The organism is Pseudomonas sp. D1-1, assembly GCF_051132225.1.
In the GTDB taxonomy this organism is placed as follows: Bacteria; Pseudomonadota; Gammaproteobacteria; order Pseudomonadales; family Pseudomonadaceae; genus Aquipseudomonas.
Genome location: NZ_CP071676.1, coordinates 4,429,438 through 4,455,985 on the forward strand (window position 1 = coordinate 4,429,438; position 26,548 = coordinate 4,455,985).

Annotated in this window: 18 protein-coding genes, 4 tRNA genes and 1 riboswitch; of the genes, 4 read left to right on the top strand and 18 right to left on the bottom strand. The window is 60.6% G+C overall.

Annotated features, from left to right (window positions below; all coding sequences use genetic code 11):
• Positions 1-34: 34 nt before the first annotated feature.
• The 3 genes from J3P86_RS19770 to J3P86_RS19780 all read right to left on the bottom strand — a co-directional run bounded on the left by J3P86_RS19770 (position 35) and on the right by J3P86_RS19780 (position 2,731).
• Positions 35-553: a toxin-activating lysine-acyltransferase gene (locus J3P86_RS19770; RefSeq protein WP_434698682.1), complete on the bottom strand. Its 519-nt coding sequence runs from the start codon at positions 551-553 to the stop codon at positions 35-37.
• 9 nt (positions 554-562) lie between these two features.
• Entirely contained in the window at positions 563-2,224 is a 1,662-nt protein-coding gene (locus J3P86_RS19775; RefSeq protein WP_434698683.1) for a ShlB/FhaC/HecB family hemolysin secretion/activation protein, read from the bottom strand.
• 430 nt (positions 2,225-2,654) lie between these two features.
• A tRNA-Arg gene (locus J3P86_RS19780) sits at positions 2,655-2,731 on the bottom strand.
• Between the two features lie 527 nt (positions 2,732-3,258).
• Between J3P86_RS19780 and J3P86_RS19785 the strand changes: the two genes are divergently transcribed.
• Positions 3,259-3,585 carry an Arc family DNA-binding protein gene (locus tag J3P86_RS19785; protein ID WP_010226671.1) on the top strand — a complete coding sequence of 109 codons (327 nt, stop codon included), beginning with the start codon at positions 3,259-3,261 and terminating at the stop codon, positions 3,583-3,585.
• A gap of 121 nt (positions 3,586-3,706) precedes the next feature.
• Here the strand turns inward: J3P86_RS19785 and mgtE are convergent, their stop codons facing one another.
• Positions 3,707-5,149, bottom strand: a complete 1,443-nt coding sequence (mgtE, locus tag J3P86_RS19790; protein WP_434628968.1) for a magnesium transporter — start codon at positions 5,147-5,149, stop codon at positions 3,707-3,709.
• Between the two features lie 321 nt (positions 5,150-5,470).
• On the opposite strand from mgtE, the gene J3P86_RS19795 reads away from it, so the two are divergent.
• The gene (locus J3P86_RS19795) at positions 5,471-5,956 is read left to right on the top strand and encodes a cell envelope protein SmpA (RefSeq protein ID WP_434698684.1); all 486 of its coding nucleotides are present in this window, start codon (positions 5,471-5,473) and stop codon (positions 5,954-5,956) included.
• Between the two features lie 47 nt (positions 5,957-6,003).
• On the opposite strand, the gene J3P86_RS19800 is transcribed toward J3P86_RS19795, so the two are convergent.
• The 7 genes from J3P86_RS19800 to ltaE form a co-directional block, all read right to left on the bottom strand.
• Positions 6,004-6,080, bottom strand: a tRNA-Arg gene (locus tag J3P86_RS19800).
• Positions 6,081-6,152: 72 nt separating this feature from the next.
• Positions 6,153-6,229: transfer RNA gene (locus tag J3P86_RS19805), tRNA-Arg, on the bottom strand.
• A 106-nt stretch (positions 6,230-6,335) separates the two neighbouring features.
• Positions 6,336-6,426: transfer RNA gene (locus J3P86_RS19810), tRNA-Ser, on the bottom strand.
• Positions 6,427-6,488: 62 nt separating this feature from the next.
• The gene (gene csrA, locus J3P86_RS19815) at positions 6,489-6,677 is read right to left on the bottom strand and encodes a carbon storage regulator CsrA (protein WP_003178872.1); all 189 of its coding nucleotides are present in this window, start codon (positions 6,675-6,677) and stop codon (positions 6,489-6,491) included.
• A 185-nt stretch (positions 6,678-6,862) separates the two neighbouring features.
• Positions 6,863-8,104 (bottom strand): aspartate kinase, encoded by a 1,242-nt coding sequence (locus J3P86_RS19820; protein WP_305499355.1) that lies wholly within the window; start codon positions 8,102-8,104, stop codon positions 6,863-6,865.
• An 83-nt stretch (positions 8,105-8,187) separates the two neighbouring features.
• Positions 8,188-10,809 (bottom strand): alanine--tRNA ligase, encoded by a 2,622-nt coding sequence (gene alaS, locus J3P86_RS19825; RefSeq protein ID WP_434698685.1) that lies wholly within the window; start codon positions 10,807-10,809, stop codon positions 8,188-8,190.
• A 145-nt stretch (positions 10,810-10,954) separates the two neighbouring features.
• Positions 10,955-11,959, bottom strand: coding sequence for a low-specificity L-threonine aldolase (ltaE, locus tag J3P86_RS19830; protein WP_434628963.1), 1,005 nt, complete (start codon positions 11,957-11,959; stop codon positions 10,955-10,957).
• 261 nt (positions 11,960-12,220) lie between these two features.
• A riboswitch (FMN riboswitch) is annotated at positions 12,221-12,388 on the top strand.
• A gap of 101 nt (positions 12,389-12,489) precedes the next feature.
• Here ltaE and J3P86_RS19835 point away from each other — a divergent pair.
• Positions 12,490-12,999 (top strand): 6,7-dimethyl-8-ribityllumazine synthase, encoded by a 510-nt coding sequence (locus J3P86_RS19835; protein WP_305499349.1) that lies wholly within the window; start codon positions 12,490-12,492, stop codon positions 12,997-12,999.
• Positions 13,000-13,122: 123 nt separating this feature from the next.
• Here J3P86_RS19835 and astE read toward each other — a convergent pair whose 3' ends face one another.
• From astE to J3P86_RS19870, 7 genes are all read right to left on the bottom strand, one after another.
• Positions 13,123-14,130 carry a succinylglutamate desuccinylase gene (astE, locus tag J3P86_RS19840; protein WP_434628959.1) on the bottom strand — a complete coding sequence of 336 codons (1,008 nt, stop codon included), beginning with the start codon at positions 14,128-14,130 and terminating at the stop codon, positions 13,123-13,125.
• Positions 14,131-14,142: 12 nt separating this feature from the next.
• On the bottom strand, positions 14,143-14,430 hold the full coding sequence (locus J3P86_RS19845) for a topoisomerase II (RefSeq protein WP_305499345.1): 288 nt from the start codon (positions 14,428-14,430) through the stop codon (positions 14,143-14,145).
• Positions 14,431-14,499: 69 nt separating this feature from the next.
• Positions 14,500-15,846 carry an N-succinylarginine dihydrolase gene (gene astB, locus J3P86_RS19850; protein WP_434698686.1) on the bottom strand — a complete coding sequence of 449 codons (1,347 nt, stop codon included), beginning with the start codon at positions 15,844-15,846 and terminating at the stop codon, positions 14,500-14,502.
• A 144-nt stretch (positions 15,847-15,990) separates the two neighbouring features.
• Entirely contained in the window at positions 15,991-17,460 is a 1,470-nt protein-coding gene (astD, locus tag J3P86_RS19855; protein ID WP_434631183.1) for a succinylglutamate-semialdehyde dehydrogenase, read from the bottom strand.
• Positions 17,457-18,482 (bottom strand): arginine N-succinyltransferase, encoded by a 1,026-nt coding sequence (gene astA / locus J3P86_RS19860; RefSeq protein WP_434628955.1) that lies wholly within the window; start codon positions 18,480-18,482, stop codon positions 17,457-17,459. Before astA ends, astD begins: the two co-directional genes overlap by 4 nt.
• A gap of 56 nt (positions 18,483-18,538) precedes the next feature.
• On the bottom strand, positions 18,539-19,558 hold the full coding sequence (aruF, locus tag J3P86_RS19865) for an arginine/ornithine succinyltransferase subunit alpha (RefSeq protein ID WP_434698687.1): 1,020 nt from the start codon (positions 19,556-19,558) through the stop codon (positions 18,539-18,541).
• Positions 19,559-19,767: 209 nt separating this feature from the next.
• Positions 19,768-20,988, bottom strand: a complete 1,221-nt coding sequence (locus J3P86_RS19870) for an aspartate aminotransferase family protein (RefSeq protein ID WP_305499337.1) — start codon at positions 20,986-20,988, stop codon at positions 19,768-19,770.
• A 262-nt stretch (positions 20,989-21,250) separates the two neighbouring features.
• Between J3P86_RS19870 and J3P86_RS19875 the strand changes: the two genes are divergently transcribed.
• Positions 21,251-26,425, top strand: coding sequence for an NEL-type E3 ubiquitin ligase domain-containing protein (locus J3P86_RS19875; RefSeq protein ID WP_434698688.1), 5,175 nt, complete (start codon positions 21,251-21,253; stop codon positions 26,423-26,425).
• The last annotated feature ends 123 nt before the right edge of the window (positions 26,426-26,548 follow it).

Genomic DNA, 26,548 nt, shown 5'->3' on the forward strand with positions numbered 1-26,548 from the left:
TTGCGGAGCCAGCCCGCACGAGCAGTGGTTGGAGTTACGCTTCGATTGCCAGCGGATGGGCGGCAAACCAGGCCTGGGCCTGTTCGGGAATGACCCCGATGCCTTGGAATGTCTTGACCCGCAGGCCGCGCTCGTCACCTCGGTGATAGAGAGCACGGGCGCAGCGATTGATGAAGAGATGACGTTGCAACAAGCGCCTCAATGCCGCCGTGTGCCCAAAGGGAGCGACCCAGTCGTTGAGCCAGAGGCGTTCGCCGCTGTTCCAGTCGCCCTGGGTCAGCGCAAGCGGCGACTGGCGCAGGTAACGTTGCTCTGCCGCCTCGTCGAGGTTGAGCCAGGACAGGTAGAACACCGGCTTGCCGTGTTCGGAGCCGAGCACGAACTGGCGATGCTTGAGGGCCGGCAACAGCAGCGTCGGCAACGTGTGCAACGGCGCATCGCGATGGGCTTTGGAATGCATCCACAACCAGGTGGCGGAGCCGAACACCGCGGCTTCGCTCCAGGGTTCGTCGATCAGGCCGGGGGCGATAATGTCTAGCGTCTCGAACTGCATGGGATCACCTCAGAATGACCAGATGACGGTGAACGCGCTGGTCACGTTGGCCGTCTCGAAACCATCGGGTTTCTTCAACGGCGTACCCAGCGACCAGTCATAGGACAGGCCCTTGTAACCACCGCGGATACCCACTACGGCCCCCGCCAGGCGCTGGCCGATCAGGAATTCACTGGCCTGGCCGCTGACTTCGCCATAGTCGATACCGGTGTAGAGCTCCTGGCCGGTCTGCCCCAGGGACAGGCCGATTTCGTTGCGCAGCGTCCAGCCGCGGTCGGCGGACAGAATGTTTTCGCCATCAAAGCCCCGCACGCTGTAGCGCCCGCCAATGGAGAAGCGATCCTGGGGCACCAGCGGCGTACGGTTCCATTGCGCGCGCCAGCCGCCGATGTAGCGCAGGCGCTGATCGCCGACCAGGAACGGCACCTGCAATTGGGCATCGGCGGTAATGATCTGCGAGCGTGACGTGCCGGCATCAAAATCTTCTTCGGGGGCCCTGAGCGCGTCGTTGGCCCCAGTGCCGCGACGGTAGGCGACGCCCAGGTCGAGAATCGAAGCGCCAATGAATTCCCGATGGTCCAACCCCAACTGCCAACCGGCCATGCGGCGTTTCTGGTTACCGATTTCGGTGTCGTCGATGAAGTTCTCCGACGAACGCGTCCACAGGCTGCCCCAGGCGGTAGTCTTGCGAACAGCGTCGCGGTACAGCAGGCGGGACAGGCGCAATTCGTTGTTGCGGCTCTCGCCCCGGTACTGATAGGTCTGGTTGGCGCCGGCGACCGACTGTTCATAGTTGTATTCGCTGCTGGTGAACCCCAACTGCCAGTAGCCGAACGGCAGCGAGTAATGCAGCGTGCTGCCATCGGAGCCGCGATGGCCGGATTCACCACCGCCCAAGTCATGGTTCACACTGGCGTAGAACAAATCGTTGAGCGACAGCAGGTTGTCCAAGGACAGCGACACGTTGCCCTGGTATTTGCCGGTGGTCTTGCTGCCCGAATTGTCCACCGACAGGCTCACGCGGGCGGGGAACCGCTGGCTCCAGGCGATTACCACGTCGCTTTCGCCGGGTTTGGCGTCGGCGGCACGGGCGGGCGCGATCTTGATGTCGGCTTCGGCGGTCGGCACGCGCTTGAAGTTCTCCAGCGCCTGCTCGATGTCGCGCAAGTTGAGCAGATCGCCAGGACTGGCCGGCATCGCGTTCCACGCATTGGCACGGGAACGGGTGCCCTCCTCGAAACGGATTTCGCGGATGCGCCCTGGCACGAGGGTCAATACCAGAACGCCGCTGTTCAAATCCTGGGCTTCGGCGAGTACGCGAGTGGTGACGTAGCCGGATTCGATGATCGCATTCTGCATGCGTTTCATCGTCAGGTTGATCCCGCCGCCACCGAGGCAACGGCCAATGGCCGGATCATCCTTGGGGTTGGCGGCGCGCAACGCCCACTGGAATTGTTCCGACGCTTCGCCGATCAGGCGAATGTCATTGATGGCGAAGCAGGGACTCTCCCTGGAGGGCAAACGATCGACACCTTCGTCCACGGGTGCCGCCTGCAGGCGCACGTCCGGCCGGGATTCCAGTTGCTCCCTCAGCACCCGTTCGCGCTCTTGCTGGCGCAAGAGTTCTTCTTCAGGCCCAGCCGCCTGTGCAGCACTCCACGGTCCCGTCATGCAGGCCGCCATCAACAGCAGCGCGAGACGCCTGGCGTTTCGTGCAGATGAACGGGTTGCGTCAACACAACGGCGAGGGCTGCTACGCGGTCGGCAGGGTGCGGCTGGCTGCATGTCACATCCTTGTGGTTTGAATCAAAAACACGATAAGTCAGGCCCGCCGGTCGCGGCATTGGCACTGATACAGATAAAAGAGGTAGGTATTCCTACAACGTACCGAGACGGTCAGATAGCAGAGGGGGGAGGAAGTTTCGTGTTACAGAAACAGACTCGATACAAAAGGGTCAAAATGGGCAATCGGTCACAGCCTGAGGAGGATGAAAGGCTGTTCAGGGCACGATCAGGACGCTGAAGTAGAGGTTGTTCGTTTGGATAGGGAGTATGCACGCGGGGAAGTGAGCGGCATTTGCGCTAAATCACTGTTTAATAATGGTGTCCCAGGGCAGGTTCGAACTGCCAACCTTCCCCTTAGGAGGGGGATGCTCTATCCAATTGAGCTACTGAGACACGGGTCGACCGCGAGAAACGCGGTGCGTTGGACGGCGTGCATGTTAACGGCCGCTCTCGCGTTTGTCATGTCGTCGTTGCCTGATAAGTGTAGGCAAATGGTGCAGCTGAACCGCTGCGTGGAGCACAGACCTGGCGAATTCAGCCACCATTCATCCATCCCCGGCTCGTCGGCCTAGTAAATCGGCATTTTGCCACTATCCTGTACAGAGCAAGGACAGTCGGCGTTTTGCTCCGTAGCGGTTATCCGCCAAACGGTATGGCACAACGACACGATGCAGTGGTCACAAATGCGGAACCTGTGTGTTTTTTCAAACCAGTCCGCATTTTTTGACGAAGGGTGCTGGCATAACGCCTTTACCCGGATCAGAATTTGTCACAGAATTGGCGCCAATGATCTGGCAATTTTGAGGCATCATGCGGCCTCTTAACAATTCAGGTTGAACATTTGGCTGCAGACCTTGTCCTATCGACATCCTGCGGCCAATCCCGAGAACCGCTCCCCTGAACTAACCGGTTAAATAAATATGCGCCCAATGAAACAGGCAATTTATTCCAGCCGTACGGCTGACAAGTTCGTCGTGCGTCTGCCAGACGGAATGCGGGAACGCATTGCCGAGGTGGCTCGTAATCATCACCGCAGCATGAACTCCGAAATCATCGCGCGCCTTGAGCAAAGCCTGATTCAGGAAGGGGCATTGGGTGAAGAGTTGAGCATGCGCCTGGACAGCCCTGAGCTGTCGTTGCACGAGCGCGAGTTGCTTCAACGCTTCCGACAACTTTCCCATCGTCAGCAGAACGCCCTCGTTTCGCTGATTGCCCACGACGCAGAAATGGCCGCAGACGCGTCCTGATCACCACCCAATTATTAAAGCCAGCCTTGTGCTGGCTTTTTTTTGCCTGGAATCCGGCCCCTGGCAAAAACCATCGCGCACAAAAAAGCCCGCCAAACAGGCGGGCTTCTTGAGGAGCCATTCAGAGCAGAAAAATCGTCGCCAGGCCCAGGAAGATGAAGAACCCTCCACTGTCCGTCATGGCGGTAATCATCACGCTGGCGCCCATTGCCGGGTCGCGCCCCAGGCGGGCCAGGGTCATCGGGATCAATACTCCCATCAACGCCGCCAGCAGCAGATTGAGCGTCATCGCCGCGGTCATCACCACACCCAGCGACCAACTGCCGTATAGCAGGTACGCCACCACGCCGATCACGCCGCCCCAGATCACGCCGTTGATCAATGCCACAGCCAGCTCCTTGCGCATCAATCGCGAAGTATTGCCGGTGCTGACCTGGTCCAGCGCCATGGCGCGAACGATCATGGTGATGGTCTGGTTGCCAGAGTTGCCGCCGATGCCGGCTACGATAGGCATCAACGCCGCCAGCGCTACCAGTTTCTCGATGGAGCCTTCGAACAGGCCGATGACGCGAGAAGCGACAAACGCCGTAACCAGATTGACCGCCAGCCAGGCCCAACGGTTACGCAGGGATCTCCAGACCGAAGCGAAGATGTCTTCCTCTTCTCGCAGACCGGCCATGCTGAGGACTTCGCTTTCGCTTTCCTCACGAATCAGGTCAACCATTTCGTCGATGGTGAGGCGGCCGATCAGTTTGCCGTTCTTGTCCACCACCGGCGCGGAAATCAAGTCATAACGCTCGAATGCCTGGGCCGCGTCGTAGGCATTTTCGTCGGGATGGAAACTCACCGTGTCGCTGGCCATGACCTCGGCAACCTGCTTCTCCGGGTCATTGACGAGCAGCCGCTTGATCGGCAGCACGCCGGTGAGCACGCCGTCGTAATCGACCACGAAGAGTTTGTCGGTATGCCCCGGCAGCTCCTTGAGGCGACGCAGGTAACGCAAGACCACTTCAAGGCTGACGTCCTCGCGGATCGTCACCATCTCGAAGTCCATCAGCGCACCGACCTGCTCCTCGTCGTAGGACAATGCCGAGCGGACACGCTCGCGCTGTTGCCCATCAAGGGCTTCCATCAACTCATGGACAACATCGCGCGGCAGTTCGGGGGCGAGGTCGGCGAGCTCGTCGGCGTCCATCTCCTTGGCCGCCGCCAACAGCTCGTGATCATCCATGTCGGCGATCAGGGTTTCACGAACCGAGTCGGACACTTCCAGCAGGATGTCACCGTCGCGATCGGCCTGGACCAGCTGCCAGACGGTCAGACGTTCTTCCAGTGGCAAGGCTTCGAGGATGTAGGCGACGTCGGCCGAGTGCAGGTCATCGAGCTTGCGCTGCAACTCGACGAGATTCTGCCGGTGGACCAGGTTCCCGACCCGGTCGGAATGAGGGCCTTCCTGGCGATGCGTCAGGTCTTCGACGACCCGCTGACGATGCAGCAGCTCAACGACTTGAGCGAGGCGATCCTGAAGGCTTTCCTGCGTTTTTTTTACTTCTACTTCGGTCATAGGCGAACTCCACTCCCAGCAGTGGAGCACGCCGGAAGGATCAATCAGTCAATTCATGATTGGTAAAACGCGATATTGAGTAACTACTGGGTAAGTCCATGAAGATATTCCAAAGCCCCGGCGGGGCTGACGGCCGCAATCATACACCGCTTGACGCTCTAGAACGTTAAAAAATCGTGGCAAGAACAAGCGCTTGCGAGACAAACCTGAACACAGGCTGAACCTCTGCATTTACGACGACTTATTCTGAAAAGAAAACACACGCTGCGGCGCAAATGTAGCGGCTACCCTTCTTTACCAACGGTCAAGGAGGAAGCCCGGATGCTCGCAAACCGCTGTCTGTTTCCACTCGCCGCCTTAGCCTGCCTGCCTCTCTGGAGCGTCGCACAAACCGCGCATCGCTGCGAAAACGGCGCCGGGCAGGTGACGTTCACGAGCCTGAGCTGCCCGTCCGGGGAGATCCTGTCCGTGCAGCAGATAAACTCATTCAACCCAGGCCACGTCGCACCGCTGCTGCCGGAAGCGCTGCCGCTGAAAACATCCGGCAACACAAACAGACGCAAGGCACCGACCATCGTTGGCCAGTTGGAGGACGACTGCGGGAATCTGATCGACGCCAGTCAGCGCCGGGAGGCAATCATGGATCGGCGGGTAATCGCTGGCATGAGCCAGCAAGACGTGGAGAGCGCACTTGGCCGGCCCGACACGATCAAGGTGCGGAATTCGAACACGCGCTATACCTACAAAAAGAGGAACGGCCGCAGCACCGAGGTCGCGTTCGATGGAAAAGGCTGCGTGAAACGTTAAATCCCAGACGGCAAAAAGCCCGCGTTGGACGCAGGCTTTTTGGTGTTTGGTGCACTCGACAGGATTCGAACCTGTGACCGCTCGGTTCGTAGCCGAGTACTCTATCCAGCTGAGCTACGAGTGCAAGTTGTGGTTTTATACCAGATCACAACTGGTTGTAGCCAAGTTATTTGCATCGCTGCAAGCAACTCTTAAATGGTGCACTCGACAGGATTCGAACCTGTGACCGCTCGGTTCGTAGCCGAGTACTCTATCCAGCTGAGCTACGAGTGCATTTGTTGCCGCGCATTATAGGTCGCCGAATCTTTTTGTAAAGCGCTTTTTTCAGTAATTTCAAACACTTACCAATCAAGCCAGAGACAGCGCACTAAACGAATAATGGCGGAGAACGGGGGATTCGAACCCCCGACACCCTTTTGAGGTGTACTCCCTTAGCAGGGGAGCGCCTTCGGCCACTCGGCCAGCTCTCCGCAACACGGGGCGTATATTAACCACCTTCATCCCCGTTTGCAAACATAAAAATCGATAAAAATTAATGGCTTGGTTCGTCGTCCTTCTCTTTCTTGATACGCAGGTAAATTTCCTCCCGGTGCACAGCGACCTCTTTCGGCGCGTTGACGCCGATACGCACTTGGTTTCCTTTGACGCCGAGCACGGTCACGGTGATTTCGCCATCGCCAATAATCAGGCTCTCTGCGCACCGACGGGTCAGAATCAGCATACCTTTCTCCTCACGCGATTCAGTTCAGGAACAACAGTCTGCAAAAAAAGGGCATGACACCTACAACCGAAACGGTCGCAGCCCACAGGCCTAGTATTGACCAGCGGGCGCAAAAGAACAGTTTTGGGACATGCCATCCGGAAAAACAAAGGGCGCGGTCGAAACCGCGCCCTCAAGGCAACGCCTTACTCGCCCTGTCGGGCCGCAGCGTCGAGCTCAAAAGCCGTGTGCAGGGCGCGCACGGCCAGTTCCAGGTACTTCTCTTCGATCACCACCGACACCTTGATTTCCGAGGTGGAGATCATCTGGATGTTGATGCTTTCCTTGGCCAGCGATTCGAACATGCGGCTGGCCACGCCTGCGTGGGAGCGCATGCCGACGCCGACGATCGAGACCTTGGCGATCTTGGTGTCGCCCACCACTTCCCGGGCGCCAATCTCGCCAGCGGTCTTTTTCAGCACGGTTTCAGCGGCCTGGTAATCGTTGCGGTGCACGGTGAAGGTGAAGTCGGTGGTGTTATCGTGCGCGACGTTCTGCACGATCATATCGACTTCAATGTTGGCCGCGCTGATCGGGCCGAGAATCTTGAACGCCACGCCGGGAGTGTCTGGCACGCCACGGATGGTCAGCTTGGCTTCATCGCGGTTGAAAGCGATGCCGGAAATGATCGGCTGTTCCATGGATTCCTCTTCATCGATAGTAATGAGGGTGCCCGGACCCTCCTTGAAGCTGTGCAGAACGCGCAGCGGAACGTTGTACTTGCCGGCGAACTCTACCGCGCGGATCTGCAACACCTTGGAACCGAGGCTGGCCATTTCCAGCATCTCTTCGAAGGTGATCTTGTCCAGGCGCTGAGCCACGGGCACGACCCGCGGATCGGTGGTGTAGACGCCATCCACATCGGTATAGATCTGGCATTCGTCAGCCTTGAGGGCTGCCGCCAGGGCCACGCCAGTGGTATCGGAACCGCCACGGCCGAGGGTGGTGATGTTGCCGTGCTCGTCCACACCCTGGAAACCGGCGACAACCACGACGCGGCCAGCCTTCAGGTCACCGCGAATCTTCTGGTCGTCGATCTGCAGGATACGCGCTTTGTTATGCGCACTGTCGGTCAGGATACGCACCTGGTTGCCGGTGTAGGACACCGCCGGTACGCCACGCTTGATCAGCGCCATGGCCAGCAAGGCGATGGTCACCTGCTCGCCAGTGGAAACGATTACGTCCAGCTCACGGGGGACCGGTTGCTGGTCGCCGCTGATTTGCTTGGCCAGATCGATCAGACGGTTGGTCTCGCCGCTCATTGCCGACAGCACGACCACCAGGTCATCGCCAGCGTCACGGAATTTCTTAACCTTGTCGGCGACTTGTTCGATTCTCTCGACGGTGCCGACCGAGGTGCCTCCAAATTTCTGTACGATCAAAGCCATTTCAAAGCCGCCTCTGCCCATGAAGGGCGCCCAAATAATCTCGACAGCGCCCGGGCCCGCCTTGGCGAACCCGGGGCGCTGCCTTAAATGCCCTGCTCTACAAATGCAACGGTCTGGGCCAGTGCCGCGTCCAGGGCGCTGGCGTCGGTACCGCCGCCTTGCGCCATGTCCGGACGACCACCGCCCTTCCCGCCCACTGCCGCAGCGGCCTGCTTCATCAAATCACCGGCTTTGAGTTGGCCAGTCAGGTCTTTGGTCACGCCTGCGACGAGAACGACCTTTTCCTCATGGACACCGCCGAGCAGGATCACTGCGCGGCCGAGTTTGTTTTTCAGTTGATCGATCAGCGCCAGCAGCGCCTTGCCGTCCTGGCCGTCGAGACGCACAGCCAGCACTTTCACACCCTTGACGTCCACCGCCTGGGCCGACAGATCGTCGCCCGCGGCGCTGGCAGCCTTGGCCTGCAACTGTTCAAGCTGCTTTTCCAGCAGGCGGTTGCGTTCCAGCACAGCCGACAACTTGTCGATCAGGTTGTCACGGCTGCCCTTGATCAGGCTCGCCGCTTCCTTGAGTTGTTCTTCAGCCGCGTTGAGGTAGGCCAGCGCAGCAGCGCCAGTGACCGCCTCGATACGCCGCACACCGGAGGCCACGCCGCCTTCGCTGATGATCTTCAGCAGGCCGATGTCGCCGGTACGATTGGCGTGGATGCCACCGCACAGCTCCACCGAGAAATCGCCCATGCTCAGCACGCGCACGTTATCGCCGTACTTCTCGCCGAACAGCGCCATCGCGCCTTTGCGCTTGGCGGTCTCGATGTCGGTTTCCTCGGTCTCTACCGGGGAGTTCTTGCGGATCTCGGCGTTGACGATGTCTTCCAGCGCCTTGAGTTGCTCAGGCTTGATCGCTTCGAAATGGCTGAAGTCGAAGCGCAGGCGCTGGCTGTCCACCAACGAGCCCTTCTGCTGAACGTGTTCGCCCAGCACCTGGCGCAACGCTGCGTGCAGCAAGTGTGTCGCGGAGTGGTTCAACGCAGTCGCGTGACGGACCTCGGCGTCGACATGGGCGGCCACGGGCGCTGCGACCATCAGGCTGCCGGAGGCCAGCACGCCGTGGTGCAGGAACGCGCCGCCGGTCTTGGTGGTGTCACGCACATCGAAGCGCGAGTTGCCGGCCTGCAAGTAGCCGCTGTCGCCGATCTGGCCGCCGGACTCGGCGTAGAAAGGTGTCGTGTCCAGCACGATCACGCCTTCCTGGCCTTCGCTCAGGATGTCGACCGATTGCCCGTCCTTGTAGATCGCCACGATCTTGGCCGAGCCGGTGGTCGCGGCGTAACCGGTAAATTCGGTGGCCACGTCAACCTTGACCAGGCTGTTGTAGTCCATGCCGAAGGAGCTGGCGGAGCGCGCACGCACGCGCTGGGCTTGCATCTCGCGCTCGAAACCTTCCTCGTCGAGGGTCAGGTTGCGTTCGCGGGCGATGTCGCCGGTCAGGTCCATCGGGAAGCCATAGGTGTCGTACAGCTTGAACACCACGTCACCAGGAACCACGTTGCCCTTGAGCTCGGCCAGATCCTGCTCGAGGATCTTCAGGCCCTGCTCCAGGGTCTTGGCGAACTGCTCTTCTTCACCCTTGAGGACACGTTCGATGTGCGCCTGCTGAGTCTTGAGCTCCGGAAAGGCCTCGCCCATCTCGGCCACGAGCGCCGCGACGATCTGATAGAAGAAGCTGCCCTTGGCGCCCAGCTTGTTGCCGTGACGGCAGGCGCGACGAATGATCCGGCGCAGCACATAGCCGCGACCTTCGTTGGAAGGCAGCACGCCGTCGGCGATCAGGAAGCCGCAGGAACGGATATGGTCGGCCACCACTTTCAGCGAGGCCTGGTTGTCGTTGGTGCAACCGATGGCCTTGGCCGAAGCGGCCAGCAGGCTCTGGAACAGGTCGATCTCGTAGTTGGAGTGGACGTGCTGCAACACCGCACTGATCCGCTCCAGGCCCATGCCGGTGTCTACCGACGGCGCCGGCAGCGGATGCAACACGCCGTCGGCGGTGCGGTTGAACTGCATGAACACGTTGTTCCAGATCTCGATGTAACGGTCGCCGTCTTCTTCCGGCGAGCCGGGTGGGCCGCCCCAGATGTCGGCGCCGTGATCGTAGAAGATCTCGGTGCAAGGGCCGCACGGGCCGGTATCGCCCATGGTCCAGAAGTTGTCGGAAGCGTAAGGCGCGCCTTTGTTGTCGCCGATGCGCACCATGCGTTCAGCCGGGACACCGACCTCTTTGGTCCAGATGTCGTAGGCTTCGTCGTCGGTGGCGTAGACCGTGACCCAGAGCTTTTCCTTCGGCAGGTTCAGCCACTTTTCGGAAGTCAGGAATGTCCAGGCGAAGGTGATGGCGTCGCGCTTGAAATAGTCACCGAAGCTGAAGTTACCCAGCATTTCGAAAAAGGTGTGGTGACGAGCGGTATAGCCGACGTTTTCCAGGTCGTTGTGCTTGCCACCGGCACGCACGCATTTCTGGCTGCTCACCGCGCGGGTGTAGGCACGTTTTTCCTGGCCCAGGAAGCAGTCCTTGAACTGGTTCATCCCCGCGTTGGTGAACAGCAGGGTCGGGTCGTTGCCCGGAATCAAAGAGCTGGAGGCTACTCGGGTGTGGCCTTGCTCTTCGAAGAAGCGAAGGAAGGCTTCACGGATTTCTGCGCTTTTCATTAGGTTCTTCCACGGAGGCTGCGGCCAAAGGCCTGTGCAAAACGTCAACAGACGAAGCAACGGCAAAGGGCCGCATTATATCGGCCCTTTGCGTGGGGTACAGTGTGTTATGCGATAGAAACCGTCAATCGGACCGCTGAAAGGATCAGTTGCGGGAAAATTCGACGAAAGTGTCGATCACCTGGTCGATTTGCCCGGCGCCGACATCCATGTGGGTGACCATCCGCAGACGGGGCGCGGCACTGAGCTGGATGCGTCGCTCGGCGGCATAGGCCTTTATCGCCTCGGCCCGCTCGCCGATCTGCACGTAGACCATGTTGGTCTGCACCGGCTCGACGGAATAACCCGCCGCACGCAAGCCCTCGGCAAGCCGCTGGGCATTGGCGTGATCGTCGGCCAGGCGTCGGACGTTATGTTCCAGGGCATACAGCCCCGCCGCCGCGAGGATCCCGGCCTGGCGCATGCCGCCACCGACCATCTTGCGCAGCCGACGGGCCTTGCCGATCAACTCGTCAGTGCCGCACAGCACCGAGCCCACCGGGGCACCGAGCCCCTTGGACAGGCACACCGACACCGAATCGAAATGCTGGGTGATCTCCCGGGCGTCCACGTTCAGCTTGACGGCGGCGTTGTACAGCCGCGCGCCGTCCAGGTGCAGCGCCAGGCCATGTTGCCGAGTGAAACGCCGGGCTTGCGCCAGGTATTCCAGCGGCAAGACCTTGCCCTGCATGGTGTTTTCCAGGGCCAGCAGGCGGGTGCGGGCAAAATGGAAATCGTCGGGCTTGATCGCGGCAGCCACTTGCGCCAAGTCCAGCGAGCCGTCCGCCTGCACTTCCAGGGGCTGGGGCTGGATCGAACCGAGCACCGCCGCACCGCCACCCTCGTATTTGTAGGTGTGGGCCTGCTGGCCGACGATGTATTCATCGCCGCGCTCACAGTGGGCCATCAACCCCAGCAGGTTGCTCATGGTGCCCGTGGGCACGAACAACGCCGCCGCGAACCCCAGGCGCGCGGCCAGCTCGGCTTCGAGACGATTGACGGTCGGGTCTTCGCCATACACATCGTCGCCGGTCGGCGCGCTGGCCATGGCATCCAGCATGCCGGCGCAAGGTTGGGTCACCGTGTCGCTGCGAAGGTCGATAGCGCTCATGAATCTGGCCTCGGTTTCAGATGGGGGAAATTCCCTTTCGAAGGGCAATTACTGCGGGCATGGGCAGGAATAATCAAGCCCGGCCGAAGGAAAAGAACACCTGACCTGAAGATTGATCAGTTCCCCTGTGGGAGCGAGCCTGCTCGCGAACGCGTTGGGTCGGCGACATTTATTTAGCTGACACACCGTATTCGCGAGCAGGCTCGCTCCCACAGGGGGTTATGTGTTAAAAATCCTGCGCCGTCACAAAACGTGACGGCAAAACGTTCTCAGGGCGGGGTGCAACTCCCCACCGGCGGTAATTGCGCGCAATGCGCATAGCCCGCGAGCGCTTGGTGCTACACGGTCTTTACAGTGCAGCGACAAGGTCAGCAGACCCGGTGTGATTCCGGGGCCGACGGTCATAGTCCGGATGAAGAGAGAACGGGATTGACACCCAAGGGCCGCCTGCGACTGTCTTGTGCGCGGCGTACCCTCGAATCCCCTTCGATTCATGACGCCCTGTTTTTCACACAAACAGGAACCAGAACATGCAACCCACCGCAATCGACAGCAAGACCAAAACCCATCCGGGCGAGCGCGTCGCGTTCATCCAGGCCTGCTGGCACAAGGAAATCGTCGACCAGAGCCGTAAAGGCTTCGTCACTGAGATGATCAGCCAGGGTTATCAGGAAAGTGACATCGACTTCTTCGAAGTCGGCGGCGCGTTCGAAATCCCGCTGCACGCCAAGCTGCTGGCCAAGTCAGGTCGTTACGCCGGCATCGTCGCCGCCGGCCTGGTGGTGGACGGTGGCATCTATCGCCACGAGTTCGTCGCCCAATCGGTGATCAGCGGCCTGATGCAGGTCCAGTTGGAAACCGAAGTGCCGGTATTTTCGGTCGTGTTGACGCCGCATCACTTCCACGCTGGCGAAGAACATCAGAAATTCTTCTTCGAGCACTTCGTGCACAAGGGCCAGGAAGCGGCGAAGACCTGTGCCGATACGCTGCACAAGACGCGGGCGTTGCGCCGCAGTGAGCAGCGGGCGGTAGCGGTCTAAAGAAACACTGAGACCCTGTGGGAGCGAGCTTGCTCGCGATAGCGGACTGTCAGTCACCTTCAACATTGACTGAAGCACCGCAATCGCGAGCAAGCTCGCTCCCACATTGGTTCTGCGTTGGCTTTAGGCCAGGTTCTCGTCCGTCGCGGGCACGATCAGGATGCCCGCGCGCAAGCCATTCTTGACCTTGGGGTTCGGGAAGATGATCCGCGCGCCCTCTTCTTCGATCACCCAGCGGGTCTGGGCGATGTCCTCGGCCAGGACGTAACCTTTTTCAAGTTCCGAGAAGTTCTCGATGTCCGCCGGCAGGTTCAGGCGGAAGCTGTCGCTGTGCTTGATGATTTCCCGCGCCACGCTGAACAGTTGCAGACCATCCAGGCTGTCTTCCAGCTCCGGCTCGTTGCCTTCGATGACCTGGTGCAGGCGGGTTTCCAGCTGGTTGACGTTGACGCCACCGTTCTGCCCGAACGGCCGGGCCTTGCCCAGTTCCAGAGTGAAGGACTCGGCGCCCAGCTGATCGTAGGTGTACGCGCTGAAGACGATGGACGGTTTGTTCTGCAGCAACACCGCTTCCATGCCCGCCGCGCGCAGGCGCGCCAGCTCGCGACGTGAATGTTGGCGGCCTTCCTTCCAGGGGTACAGGGCGAACTGCTCGATCTTCGAACCGCGGATGGCGGTGTGCAAGTCGTAGTGCAGACGGCTGCGGTCCGGCACGCTGAAGAAACTCGCAGCCAGCCGTTCCAGCTCACAGGCGCGCAACGCCTCGGGGCCGCCGCTCAGTTCGTGGCGGCCGTTGAACAGCCGGTTGACGTCCTGCTCGACAAAACGCTCGCCGCGACGAATCGCCTCGGGGTTGCCGAACAGAAATAGAATGCGTGCCCGCGGCTTCAGGTCGCCACGGGCAATGTCGTGCAGCAGTCGATCGAGCAACTCGATCGGCGCGGTTTCATTGCCATGGATACCGGCCGACAGCAGCAGGTCCAGGCCGTTGTCCCGGGCTTCGGGCGGCTTGACCTCCAGCGCGCCCTCGCTCAACCAGCGCATCCGTACGCCTTCGACAGTCAGTTGAGTCTTCTCCGCCGGTTCGCGGCCGGCGAGGGTCAGTTCAAGCAGTTTGCCGAGGGCGAGCATAGCGCGGTTTCCTTAGTGATCGTGGCCGCAGTCAGGGCCATGGACGTGGTCGTCATCGCCGATGTCGGCCGGTTCCATTTCCAGTTGCAGGCTGACCAGGTTGGTCGCCAATGGACGCAGCAAGAGGTTGGCGTATTCCGCGTCCCCTTCCTCGACGTCGACGCCGATCAACAGCTGGCCGCGGCCGTCCTGCTGGATCCACAGCTCCTTGCCCTGCCACATCACCGCGACGCGGGTGCAGGAGGTTTCCAGTTGCGTGCCGTCGGTGTCTTCTAGGATCAGCTGCAGGGTATCGCTCATGTCTTTACATTCTCGTCGGGGGATAAGGCAACGCGCCCTGCTTTGACTGTAGTCAGGACGCGCGCGCTTTCAATTGATCTGGAAAGGATAAACCGCGCCAAGTTTAAGGATTTGTGTCAGTTCATCCAGTGCCGACCGGCACTCAAGCAACAATTGCGGGTCCGCCAGGTCGTTTTCGGTCATGCGGTCGCGGTAATGGCGCTCGACCCATTGGGTCAACGACTCATACAGCGGCGCGGTCATGATAACCCCTGGGTTGACGGCCGCCAGTTCGGTTTCGTTAAGCGCCACGCGCAACCTCAGGCAAGCGGGGCCGCCGCCGTTCTGCATGCTTTGCTTGAGATCGAAGACCTTCACTTCGCGAATCACCCCGCCAGACCCCGTCAGGCCTTGCAGGTAGTTCCAGACGCGTTCGTTGCCACGGCATTCTTCCGGCACGATCAACAGCATCGAGCCGTCGGCACGCGACAGCAACTGGCTATTGAACAGGTAGGAACGTACCGCATCATCCACGGTGACCGCCGAACGCGGTACGCACACTGGCTGAAATTTCCCACCGACTTTGGCGATCTTGCTGCTCAGCTCGGCCAGCATCCGGTCTGTGTCGAGGAACGCGTCCTCGTGATAGAACAACACTTCGCCGTTACCGACCGCGATCACGTCGTTGTGGAAGACGCCCTGGTCGATCACCGCCGGGTTCTGTTGGGCGTACACCACGCCCTCCTCGCTCAGGCCGTGCAGGCGGGCAACGGCGCGGGACGCTTCAAGGGTCTGGCGCGCCGGGTATTTCTGTGGCGACGGGTAACGGCTGTCGAAGGCGCTGCGGCCGAAGACAAAAAACTCGACGCCGGCCTCGCCATAGGCACGGCAGAATCGCGTGTGGTTGGCCGCGCCTTCATCGCCGAACTGCGCCACCGCGGGCAACGCGGCGTGATGGGCGAAGTGCTGCTGGTCGGCGAACATCGCGCCCAACACACGGCTGGTGGTCGGGTGCTCGATGCTGCGGTGGTACTTGCAATTGAGGTTGGCGGCGGTGAAATGCACGCGGCCGTCAGCGGTGTCGGCGCTCGGGCTGACGGTGGCGGCGTTGGCCACCCACATACTCGAGGCCGAGCAACTGGCAACCAGCAGCGGCATCGCTTCTTTCGCGGCGCGCTGGATGACCTGCGCATCGCTGCCGGCAAAGCCCAACCGACGCAAGGCCGCCACGTCCGGACGCTCCTGCGGCGCCAGCACGCCCTGCTGAAAGCCCATGTCCATCAGCGCCTTCATTTTCGCCAGGCCTTGCAGCGCCGCCTCCTTGGGGTTCGAGGATTGCTGGCTGTTGCTCTGGGACGCGACGTTGCCGTACGAGAGCCCGCCGTAGTTATGGGTCGGCCCCACTAGACCGTCAAAGTTGACTTCATAGGATTTCATCAGCGAGGCTCCACGAGAATCTGTTTTTTATAGGCATCAATTACAACCGCAGCGCGGCCTTCGTCGGATCGCCGCCCGGAGCAAGCTCACTCCCACAGGGTTCAGCGCAATCCCTTGTGGGAGCGAGCCTGCTCGCGAAGGGTGCTACGCCATTCGCACGCCAGGTGTCAGGCTGGCCGGCATCACCAGGCTTGGTGTCTCCAGCGACGCCACCGGGTACGCGCAGTAATCCGCCGCGTAATAAGCACTGGCGCGGTGGTTGCCCGAGGCGCCGATGCCGCCGAACGGCGCGCTGCTGGCGGCGCCGGTCAGCTGTTTGTTCCAGTTGACGATGCCGGCGCGGCTTTGCAGCCAGAACTGGTCGTAACGTTCTTGCGAATCCGAGAGCAACCCGGCGGCCAGGCCATATTGGGTATTGTTGGCTTCGCTGATCGCGGCGGCGAAATCCTTGTAGCGGATCACCTGCAGCAGCGGCCCGAACAACTCTTCGTCGGGGCGCTCGGTCACGGCGGTCACGTCGAGGATACCCGGTGTCAGCAACGCGGCCTGGGGCTGTGGCTGGGTCATGGCGAGCAGCGGCGCGGCGCCCTTGCCCAGCAAATGATTCTGCGCGTCCATCAGCGCCTTCGCCGCGCCTAAGGAAACCACCGAGCCCATGAACGGTGCCGGTTGCTGGTCAAAGGCGCCGACTTCGATAGTCGAGCTGACCTGCACCAGGCGCGCCAGCAAGGCATCGCCCCAGGCACCTTCCGGCACCAACAGGCGGCGCGCGCAGGTGCAACGCTGGCCGGCGGAAATGAACGCCGACTGGATGATCGTATAGACCGCCGCATCGACGTCGGCCACTTCGTCCACCACCAGTGGATTGTTGCCGCCCATTTCCAGCGCGAGGATCTTGTCCGGACGACCGGAGAATTGTTGATGCAGCAGGTTGCCGGTGCGACTGGAACCGGTGAAGAACAGCCCGTCGATGCCCGGATCCGCCGCCAGGGCGATACCGGTTTCCCGCGCGCCCTGCAGCAGGTTCAGCACGCCCGCCGGCAGGCCGGCCTCGACCCAGCACTGGACCGTCAGCTCGGCGACTTTCGGGGTCAGCTCGCTCGGTTTGAACAACACGCAGTTACCCGCCAGCAGCGCCGGCACGATGTGCCCGTTGGGCAAATGGCCGGGGAAGTTGTAAGGGCCGAATACCGCCACCACACCGTGGGGCTTGTGCCGCAGCACGGCGGTGGCGTCGCCCAGGGGGCCGCTCTTTTCGCCGGTGCGCTCGCGGTAGCTCTGTACCGAAATCCCCACCTTGTTGATCATGCTGGTGACTTCGGTGGCGGCTTCCCACAGCGGCTTGCCGGTTTCCTCACCGATGCAACGGGCCAATTCGTCAGCCTGCGTCTTCAAGGTGCCGGCGAAGGCTTCGAGCACCTGGATGCGTTCATCCAGCGAGCGCCGCGCCCACTCCGGGAACGCCTGGCGCGCCGCCTGCACGGCCGACTCGACCTGCGCCGCGGTGGCGCCCTTGCCCGTCCACAACACTTGCTGGGTGACCGGGTTCAACGACTCAAAGACGTCGCCCTGGCCTTCCAGCCAGCTTCCCGCGATGTACAACGATTTCATTATTTGGTCTCCCGAGCGGCGGACAACGCCACGGCACGCACCTGGTCGCCGGCGTTGAGTTGAAGACGTTTGGCGGTCAGCGGATCGACCACCAGGGTGCCCGCGGCGAAGCGCGCAGGCGCCGCGGTGATGCGGCAGTCCTGGCACTTGCGGTTATGGATGAGGAACGGCGTGGCGTCATCGCCCGGCGTGCCGATGGCCAGCACCAGCGCCTGGCTGTCGCGAATCGCGCGGATCTTGCCGGTCTCGCATTCGACGGCCGGGCCGGCGTCGAAGATGTCGACATAGCCCTGATAGCTGAAGCCTTCGCTCTTGAGCATCGACAGCGCCGGTTCGGTGTCGGGATGGACCTGGCCGATCACGGCCCGGGCATCCTCGGACAGGAAGCAGGTGTACAGCGGGAACTTGGGCATCAATTCGGCAATGAAAGCCTTGTTGCCCACGCCGGTCAGGTAATCGGCCTGGCTGAATTCCATCTTGAAGAAGTGCCGACCGAGGCTTTCCCAGAACGGCGAACGGCCGTTTTCGTCGGACATGCCGCGCATCTCGGCGATGATTTTGTTACCGAACAGCTGGGAGAATTCGGCGATGAACAGCAGCCGCGCCTTGGCCAGCATGCGGCCGTTGAGGCCGTTGCGGTAGTCGGCGTGCAGGAACAGCGAGCACAGTTCCGAATTGCCGGTCAGGTCGTTGGCCAGGAACAGCGTCGGGATTTCCCGGTAGATGTTCAGCTCCTGGGAAGCGCTGACCGTCAGGCCGACCCGGAAGTTGTACCAGGGCTCGCGCAGCCCCACGGCACCGGCGATGGCGGAAATGCCCACCACGCGACCGTCGTCGTCTTCAAGCACGAACAGGTAGTCCGCATCGCCGCGCCCGGCTTCGCCGCGAAAGGTCTTCTCGGCCCAGCCGACCCGATGCGCCAGGCGCTCTTCGTTGGCCGGCAAGGTGGTCAGGCCGGTGCCGGTGCTGCGGGCCAGGGCGATCAGCGCGGGTAAATCGCTGCTGCGTACGGGACGAACGATCATGCTATCTCCTCAAACGGGCCGCTCAAGCCACCCGCGAAAAACTCGTCTGTAAAGCGTTATACGGCTACCAGGCGCACGCTGGCACCCTCGCCGACGCCCAAGGCTTCGGCCGCGTCCATATCCAGTGTCACGGGCTTGCCCGGCGCGTAATCGAGTTCGAGCAGCACGGCGCGGTAATCCTGCAGTTGGGCATTGGCCACCAGGTACTGGCGGCCCACGCCCTTCACCGTTTCACCGATCTTGACCGGCACCACGCGGCTCTGGGCGATCGAGCGGATCCCCGAGACACGCGCATGCAAGGTCGGACCGCCGTCGAAGATGTCGATGTAGTGATCGGTCTCGAAACCTTCGCGCATCAGGATGTCGAAGGTGATCTGTGCACGCGGGTGGACCTGGCCCATGGCTTCCTGGGCGGCGTCCGGCAACAGCGGCACGTAGATCGGGTAATGCGGCATCAGCTCGGCGAGGAAGGTCCGGCTTTTCAGCCCGCACAGGCGCTCGGCGGCGGCGTAATTGAGGTCGAAGAAATTGCGACCGATGGCGTCCCAGAACGGTGAATCGCCATTCTCGTCGCTGTAGCCGACGATCTCGGTCACCACCGAATCGGCGAAGCGCTCCGGATGGCTGGCCACGAACAGCAGGCGTCCGCGGGAGTTGAGCTCCGCCCAGGGCGAGCCGACCAGTTCCGGGACCACGTAGAAACTGGTCAACAGACTGTTACCGGTCAGGTCGTGGCACTGGGACAGGACGTGAATCTTGTTGTGGATCTTCAGCTCGCGGGAGGCATGGACGAACGTCTCGTTGCGAAAGCTGTAGAACGGCTCGGAATAGCCCGCCGACGCGACGATGGCCGAACAGCCGACCAGCTTGCCGGTGGTGGTGTCTTCGAGGACGAAGAAATAGCTTTCCTCGCCGTTAAAACTGACTTCGGCGGCGAACGAGGCTTCACTTGCAGCGATCTTGTCGCTCAGGCGTTCCACGTCGTCCGGCAAGGAAGTGACACCGATCGGACTGTCCGCAGCCAGCCGCTGTACCTCGCCCAGGTCAGCCATTTGCGCGGGGCGCATCACCAGCATGGTGTCACTCCTTAACTTGAAATAAACGGTTCGACCGTAAGGCCGATACACAGAGAATAAAAACCGGACACTGAAGTGAACCTCCTGTGGGAGCGAGCCTGCTCGCGAAGCAGACGACTCGATCTGCCTGGCGGACCGAGGCGATTCCATTCGCGAGCAGGCTCGCTCCCACAAAAGCCCGACCCCCACCAGGGCCGGTCAAGTCTGAATCAGGCTTGCGTCAGCTTCGCCGCAGCCCGCTCGAAGCGGTCCAGGCCGGCGTCGATGTCGGCGTCTTCCACCACCAGGCTCGGGGCGAAACGAATCACGTCCGGGCCGGCTTGCAGAATCATCAGGCCTTCCTGCTCGGCGGCGTTGAAGATGTCCTTGGCCTTGCCTTTCCAGGCGTCGTTCAGCACGCAGCCGATCAACAGGCCCAGACCGCGCACCTGGGTAAACAGGCCGTACTTCTCGCCGATCTGCTCCAGGCGCGCCTTGAATTTCTGATGCTTGGCTTTGACGCCACCGAGCACTTCAGGCGTATTGACCACGTCGATCACCGCTTCGGCCACCGCACAGGCCAGCGGGTTGCCGCCATAGGTGGTGCCGTGGGTGCCGACCACCAGGTGCTTGGCCAGCGCTTCGGTGGTGAGCATCGCCGCGATCGGGAAACCACCGCCCAGGCTCTTGGCGCTGGTGAGGATGTCCGGAACCACACCGTAGTGCATGTAGGCGAACAATTCGCCACTGCGGCCCATGCCGGTCTGCACTTCGTCAAATACCAGCAGCGCATTGTGTGCGTCGCACAGCTCGCGGGCGCCTTGCAGGTAAGCCAGATCGCCCGGCAACACGCCGCCCTCGCCCTGGATCGGCTCCAGCACCACGGCGCAGGTCTTGTCCGAGACCGCCGCCTGCAAAGCCGCAAGGTCGTTATAAGGAACGTGGGTGATGCCGGTGATTTTAGGACCGAAACCGTCGGAGTACTTCGACTGCCCGCCAACGTTGACGGTGAACAGGGTCCGCCCGTGGAAGCTATTGAGCGCGGCGATGATCTCGTATTTCTCGCTGCCAAACCGATCAAAGCCGACGCGACGGGCCAGCTTGAACGCGGCCTCGTTGGCTTCGGCGCCGGAGTTGCAGAAGAACGCACGCTCGGCAAAGGTCGCGTCGACCAGCTTGTGGGCCAGGCGCAAGGCCGGCTCGTTGGTGAATACGTTCGACACATGCCACAGCTTGTTGGCCTGCTCGGTCAGGGCTCCGACCAGCGCCGGATGGGCATGGCCCAGTACGTTGACTGCGATACCGCCAGCAAAATCGATCAGCTCGCGACCGGACTGGTCCCACACGCGGGAACCGGCACCACGCACAGGGATAAAGGCAGCAGGTGCATAGTTGGGAACCATTACCTGGTCGAAATCGGCGCGTTGGACCGCGGCTTGCTCAACGGACATCGGAGTCTCCTGAAGAGGAACACCCGCCTGGAACTGGCGAGCTTGGTGAGGATTGTAAGGACAGTTTTCAGCCCGGCCTTGCCGCCAAGCGACAACTTCTTATAGCGCCAACCCATGATTTTCGCGGGTTTACGCCAATGCGACAAATAGCATCGCAAAGGCGCAGTTTAAACGTTGGCGCAGGATTTGCGGCGACAGCGTCGAGATTTGCTTCAAGCATCGGTCGGCATCGCCCATGCCATACATATGTAGTGCCTTTGCGTTGCGCAAATCAGGTTTGCTGGCGTGCCGATCCCGCGGGGATTGGCCTCCATCAACCTATTCGGAATCAACCATGAATACGCCCATCACCGTCGTGCTTCCCAGGCGCAAGATCGCCCATCACAAGCTCATTGAAAAAGCCCTGCCTGAGTGGATCGCCAAGACCCCGCTCAAGCAACTCGAGCGATTGAAAACCATCCGGCCCGAACTTCCCGATTGGTTCAAGCAGGCCACGCCGGCACAACACAAGGAGCTGAGAGGTACACACACAGACAGCTGGACAAAACGTAACGAGGTCGAAAAGGAGCTGGTGCGATTACTGGATGTGCATTCGTTTGCCGAGCCGTTGCTCAAGAAACACATCAAGCAACGCTTCAACATCGATCTGGATGTCAGGGAAACATTCATAAACCTCTATATTCCGACCAGACTTCCAATCATTGACCTGCCCACGGACGGCTCGAAGCAATGGCGTGTGTCGGTACTCGACGCAGCCTTGCATAACTTCGAGGCCTTCGAGGGAGAAGCGGATGCACACCTTCCCGAGTCCGGCTTCATCACCCGCCCTGACGCACATGGCCGGTTCAGGATACTCGACGAGGTCACCGGCAAGCTTCCGGTCGATCAGTTCGTCAGATTTTGCCGGGAGCTGGATATCGGTCGGCGCTACGACACTCATTTGAGGGAGGAGCTGGGCCTGGATGACCATGGCAAACAACTGCGCCTCAAAACCCGGATCATCGCCAGCCAACTAGCGGACCTGAAAGCCGCCCTGCACCACGCAAGCCTGACTCTCGCCATCCAGAAAAGCAGCCTGCAGTCGCTGCTGGCCTTTATCGCGGGGCGGGATAATACATGGCAGACCTATGACCTGACCTTACTCTCGACGCCATTGACCGGCCCGATGATCTTCTCCCCCGGCAATGAGTGGTCAGCCTCCGCCCCCGTCGTCGTCTACATCCCCCACGACCCGAAGGTCCCCCTCAAGGAATACCCGTCGATGGCTGCGTTCATGACGCACCTCACCGAGCAACTACGCGGCGACAGCTACAAAAAGTTTTTCAGCCGCTTTATCCAGCATGACCAACTGGGCAGTTTCCACGGGGCCCTCAAGCGCAAATTTTTCCACGTCATCGAGGATCGCCCTAACGCTCCCGACTTCGGGATGCCGGAGCATGGATTTGTCGAAGATCTGAAACCCATTCCAGACCCAAGCCTGGCCTACTCGGCTTCGAAAATATCCGGGAACGTCCTGGAAGAGCTCTACAGCAAACAATTGAGCAAGATTTTCAAGGACGCGAAAGTCATCGCTGTGTCTACCGACAGTGAAGACCGCAAGACCCGCCATGATCGCTGGGAGCGAATAAAGAGTATCGGCCTTGCGCTGTTCAACGCCGCGCTATTTGTCATCGCGCCCTTTGTGCCGGTCGTCGGCGAGTTGATGTTGCTGCAGATGGCCTATCAACTGCTCGAAGACGCTTACGAAGGTGTACGCGACTGGGTGGCGGGCAAATCGATCGAAGCTTTTGAACATTTGTTCAGCATTGTCGAAACCGTACTCCAAACGGCCGGGTTTGCCGTAGGGGGCAGCATTGTCGGGGATTTGCTCGCCAAACCATCATCGTTCGTCAAAAACCTCAAGCCGGTGATTTCCACCGATGGCAAAACGCGGCTGTGGAACCCTGACCCGGCACCCTATGCACACCCGATCGAAGTACCGCCCACCTCGAAACCCGACACGCTTGGCCTGCACGAACATGACAGCCGCATCTTGCTGAAGCTGGCAGCGGATGACGATTCACAGCACACCCTGGCCCTGAGCAAAACCGCCGAAACAGAACGCTATACCCTGACTCACCCGACCCGGCCCGACGCCTACAGCCCGCGAATGGAACATAACGGCCAGGGCGCCTGGTTGATGGAGGGTGAACAACCGCAAGCCTGGAAAAGCCAGACACTGATGCGGCGCCTGGGCCACGCGACGGATGGCTTCAGCGATGCCGAACTGCAACAGCTGCGCATCATCAGCGGCACCGACGAAGGCGTTCTGCGCAGGGTTCATCTGCAAAACGAAGCCATGCCGCCCTTGCTGGACGATACCCTGGCGCGCTTCAGAACCTACCGGACTGTCGACCAGAATATCGGCCGTATCCGCGCGGGCGAAGCGCTGGACACCCAAGGCGGCTGGTTTGAACCCTTGGTAACCGAACTCGATGGCTGGCCCAGCGACAAAGCCCTGGAAGTATTTGCCGACTTCACGTTAACCGGCACACCTCATCACTACGGGGCATCCGTCCCGTCCGCCGACACCTTCAAGATCTCCCTGGGGGACCTGAACGGCGGAAAACTTGCTCCGCTTATTGTCGAGGGTCTCGATGAGCAACAACTCAGCGACTTGGTCGGATCGCAAACCCCGAAAGAACAGGCGCCACAGCGTCTGAACGAAAAACTGGCCGACCGCGCCGCGAGCCGCAAGATGGAAATCTTCGAGCAGGAATACCGCGGACAAGAACCCAGGCAGGCGCCAGAAGCTGCACTGGTCGAAAACACGATTGCGGACCTGCCTGCGCCCGTGACCCGGGTACTGCTCGACACGGCCACGCCTGCGGAAAACACCGCTATGACCGACCAGAACCGCGTTCCCCTGCGACTCAGGAACCTGGCCGAGGAGATGCACGTACAAACCCGGATAACCCGCGCCCAGGAAGGTCTTCTTGAAGACGACCTGCTCACCCCAGAAGGTGAAACGCTGACGCTCAACACCCTCAAGGCTTTTTCCGACGCGATCAGCGATGTCCACATTGAAGTCCGCGACAAAGTAATTGACGGCACGCTGCGCGCAAACCATCAACCGCAGCGCGCTACGCTCAAACGCGTGCTGGTGCGCACAGAGCCAGGCAAATATGAAGTGCGTGACAATGATGACCAATTGCTGCATCCGGCCAAACGTTTCCACAACGCATTGCTCAATGCCCTGCCGCCGAAAAATCTCGGCAAATTGACCTCGCGCTTCAAGCCAGGCGAAAAATTCAAGCACTGGCTTATCGACCAGTACCAGAACACCCGCCGGATACGCACCGCGATGGATTTCCCAGCCGTCGGCGCCTCCACCGCCCGCGAAACCGAAACCCTGCTGCGTGGGCCGATTTTTAGCCGTTTATGGCCTGCGGCCGAAGCCTTGCCCGCCGAAGTCGACCCGTTGGCTGAACGGCTGAAAAAAATCTACCCGACTCGGGATGAAGAGCAGATCGCCAACATGGTCAGCAGACTCGACTCCGATGAGCAGCTGCAAAAGCTCGCCGAGCTGGAGGACGAGAAGGCACAGCTTTTCGATGAGCTGGACCAGTGGGCGTCCACCCTGCCTCGCCATATCAATGCTCGCAGGATCCTCGCCGCACGACGCGAGATCACCCGTCGAATCAAGGACTCCTGGCTGCGTGGCGAAAAAGAGCAGATCCGCACCAACGGTGAGATATCTCGCGAGGACGTCACACTGAAGCTGGACCAGATATCGTTTGAGGGGGTGAAAATCGAAGATCTCGCGTTGAGCAAAAAGCTGCCCCATGTAATAAAACTGAGCCTGAATCAGTGCAATTTGTCTTCACTCAGCACAGATTTCCTCTCCAACTTCCCTGAGGTTCAGGTGTTGACCGCCGTCGGCAACAACTTGCAAAGCCTGCCTGAGGCCTTGAACGACCTGCCCACATTGCGCGTTATCAATCTTTCGCAAAACAAGATCGTGATTGATCCTGCCTCCGCAGCCAGTCTGCAAAAACCCGCGCTGCTATCTCTGAACCTCAACCAAAACCCCTTGGGGTTCGCTCCCGACGTCAGTCAACTGCCCGCTCTCAAAGCGCTCATGCTGAACAGGACGCAGATCACCGACTGGCCTCGAGGGCTGTTTTCGCACCCAAGAGCCGAGCACTTCGACTTACAAATGCAGGGCAACGAGATAACCACCGTGCCCGACTGCGAAGCCGGATCCCCCGAGGCCTGGATTGTGGCCCGCACGCGCCTGGACCGGCAGAAACTCGATCTGCAAAACGATGACAAGCTCGCCAATTACCGTCGCTCGGTGGGCCTTGATCCTCACCGTACCTACCCGCCGCGGGGCGATAAAGGCAGTGCTTTCTGGGTGAAGGATTATCGCGGAACGGATCTGGAGGCGCTGAGATTCACTTGGGATATTCTGGAAAACGAAGTCGGCTCCCAAGGTTTTTTCGAAGTCATCGCCAAGTTGGAAATAACCGACGACACCCTCTTCCAGACCGACGAGGATCAAGAAGCCTATGAAGAAAACCGCTCTGCACTCACTGACCAGGTCTGGCGAGTGATAGAGGCAGCCAGTGACGACACCGAGCTTCGCGAGAAGCTGTTCACAATGGCCGACGCCCCCACCAACTGTGCAGATGCCGGGGCGCAGATCTTCAATGCCATGGGGATCGAGACCATGCTCTCTGAGTTCTCTCACGCAGGCAGCGATGCGCCGACGCTGGAAAAAAACCTGATCGGCCTGGCCAGGGGCAAAGCACGGCTCAACAAGCTCTACGAAATCGCCCGCGCCGACGTGGCGCAGCGTGTATCGCCTGTAGAAAAGGACGGCCTGGGCCTGCGGTTCACCAGCGAGGTAATCAACGGTGAACCCGGCACGGTGGACGAGGTCGAGGTGCACACGGCCTATCAGGCCCGATTTACCAATAGCCTGGAGCTGCCGTGGGTATCGAAGCACATGGTTTATCGAAACACGGCGAACGTCACCGAACCGCAAATAAAGAATGCCATGCGCCTGGTGCGAGAGGGTGAGCGTAACGGTGGCCTGGTCAATCAGATCCTTGATGTCGAGTTCTGGGACACTTACCTGAGCGACGCCTACGCCGATAGACTCCAGGCCAACGATGAACTCTACGAAGCCCAGGCCGAGCAGCTAGAAGAACTGCGGGACCTGCAACACGAGTGGGTCGAATTCAATACCCGCCTGGAAGACAGGAATCCGGCAAAAAAACAGAGGCTGATCGAGCTCGCCAGCCAGTTGAGCGTGCCTGAAGCTGATGTGCTGACCGCAGGTAAAATGCCGGACAGCACCTATAACCGAGCCTACAGCGCCATCGCCGACCGGCGGAAAGAGCTCAGGCGCCAACTGACCAGTGAAGCGCTCACCCGGGCCCGCCTGGTTTAACACTCGTCTGCACCTGGCAGCGATGACGGCTCGACGAGCCACCCTTCGCGAGCAGGCTCGCTCCCACAAGGGTTCGGGGCTGCCGAAGGTTCCGTATCCACAACAAAAACCCGTGGGAGCGAG

What these genes read in the sequence shown, in the direction of transcription:
- J3P86_RS19770 (WP_434698682.1), bottom strand. Translation starts at nt 553, where the DNA reads ATGCAGTTCGAGACGCTAGACATTATCGCCCCCGGCCTGATCGACGAA.
- J3P86_RS19775 (WP_434698683.1), bottom strand. Translation starts at nt 2,224, where the DNA reads ATGACGGGACCGTGGAGTGCTGCACAGGCGGCTGGGCCTGAAGAAGAA.
- J3P86_RS19785 (WP_010226671.1), top strand. Translation starts at nt 3,259, where the DNA reads ATGCGCCCAATGAAACAGGCAATTTATTCCAGCCGTACGGCTGACAAG.
- mgtE (WP_434628968.1), bottom strand. Translation starts at nt 5,149, where the DNA reads ATGACCGAAGTAGAAGTAAAAAAAACGCAGGAAAGCCTTCAGGATCGC.
- J3P86_RS19795 (WP_434698684.1), top strand. Translation starts at nt 5,471, where the DNA reads ATGCTCGCAAACCGCTGTCTGTTTCCACTCGCCGCCTTAGCCTGCCTG.
- csrA (WP_003178872.1), bottom strand. Translation starts at nt 6,677, where the DNA reads ATGCTGATTCTGACCCGTCGGTGCGCAGAGAGCCTGATTATTGGCGAT.
- J3P86_RS19820 (WP_305499355.1), bottom strand. Translation starts at nt 8,104, where the DNA reads ATGGCTTTGATCGTACAGAAATTTGGAGGCACCTCGGTCGGCACCGTC.
- alaS (WP_434698685.1), bottom strand. Translation starts at nt 10,809, where the DNA reads ATGAAAAGCGCAGAAATCCGTGAAGCCTTCCTTCGCTTCTTCGAAGAG.
- ltaE (WP_434628963.1), bottom strand. Translation starts at nt 11,959, where the DNA reads ATGAGCGCTATCGACCTTCGCAGCGACACGGTGACCCAACCTTGCGCC.
- J3P86_RS19835 (WP_305499349.1), top strand. Translation starts at nt 12,490, where the DNA reads ATGCAACCCACCGCAATCGACAGCAAGACCAAAACCCATCCGGGCGAG.
- astE (WP_434628959.1), bottom strand. Translation starts at nt 14,130, where the DNA reads ATGCTCGCCCTCGGCAAACTGCTTGAACTGACCCTCGCCGGCCGCGAA.
- J3P86_RS19845 (WP_305499345.1), bottom strand. Translation starts at nt 14,430, where the DNA reads ATGAGCGATACCCTGCAGCTGATCCTAGAAGACACCGACGGCACGCAA.
- astB (WP_434698686.1), bottom strand. Translation starts at nt 15,846, where the DNA reads ATGAAATCCTATGAAGTCAACTTTGACGGTCTAGTGGGGCCGACCCAT.
- astA (WP_434628955.1), bottom strand. Translation starts at nt 18,482, where the DNA reads ATGATCGTTCGTCCCGTACGCAGCAGCGATTTACCCGCGCTGATCGCC.
- aruF (WP_434698687.1), bottom strand. Translation starts at nt 19,558, where the DNA reads ATGCTGGTGATGCGCCCCGCGCAAATGGCTGACCTGGGCGAGGTACAG.
- J3P86_RS19870 (WP_305499337.1), bottom strand. Translation starts at nt 20,988, where the DNA reads ATGTCCGTTGAGCAAGCCGCGGTCCAACGCGCCGATTTCGACCAGGTA.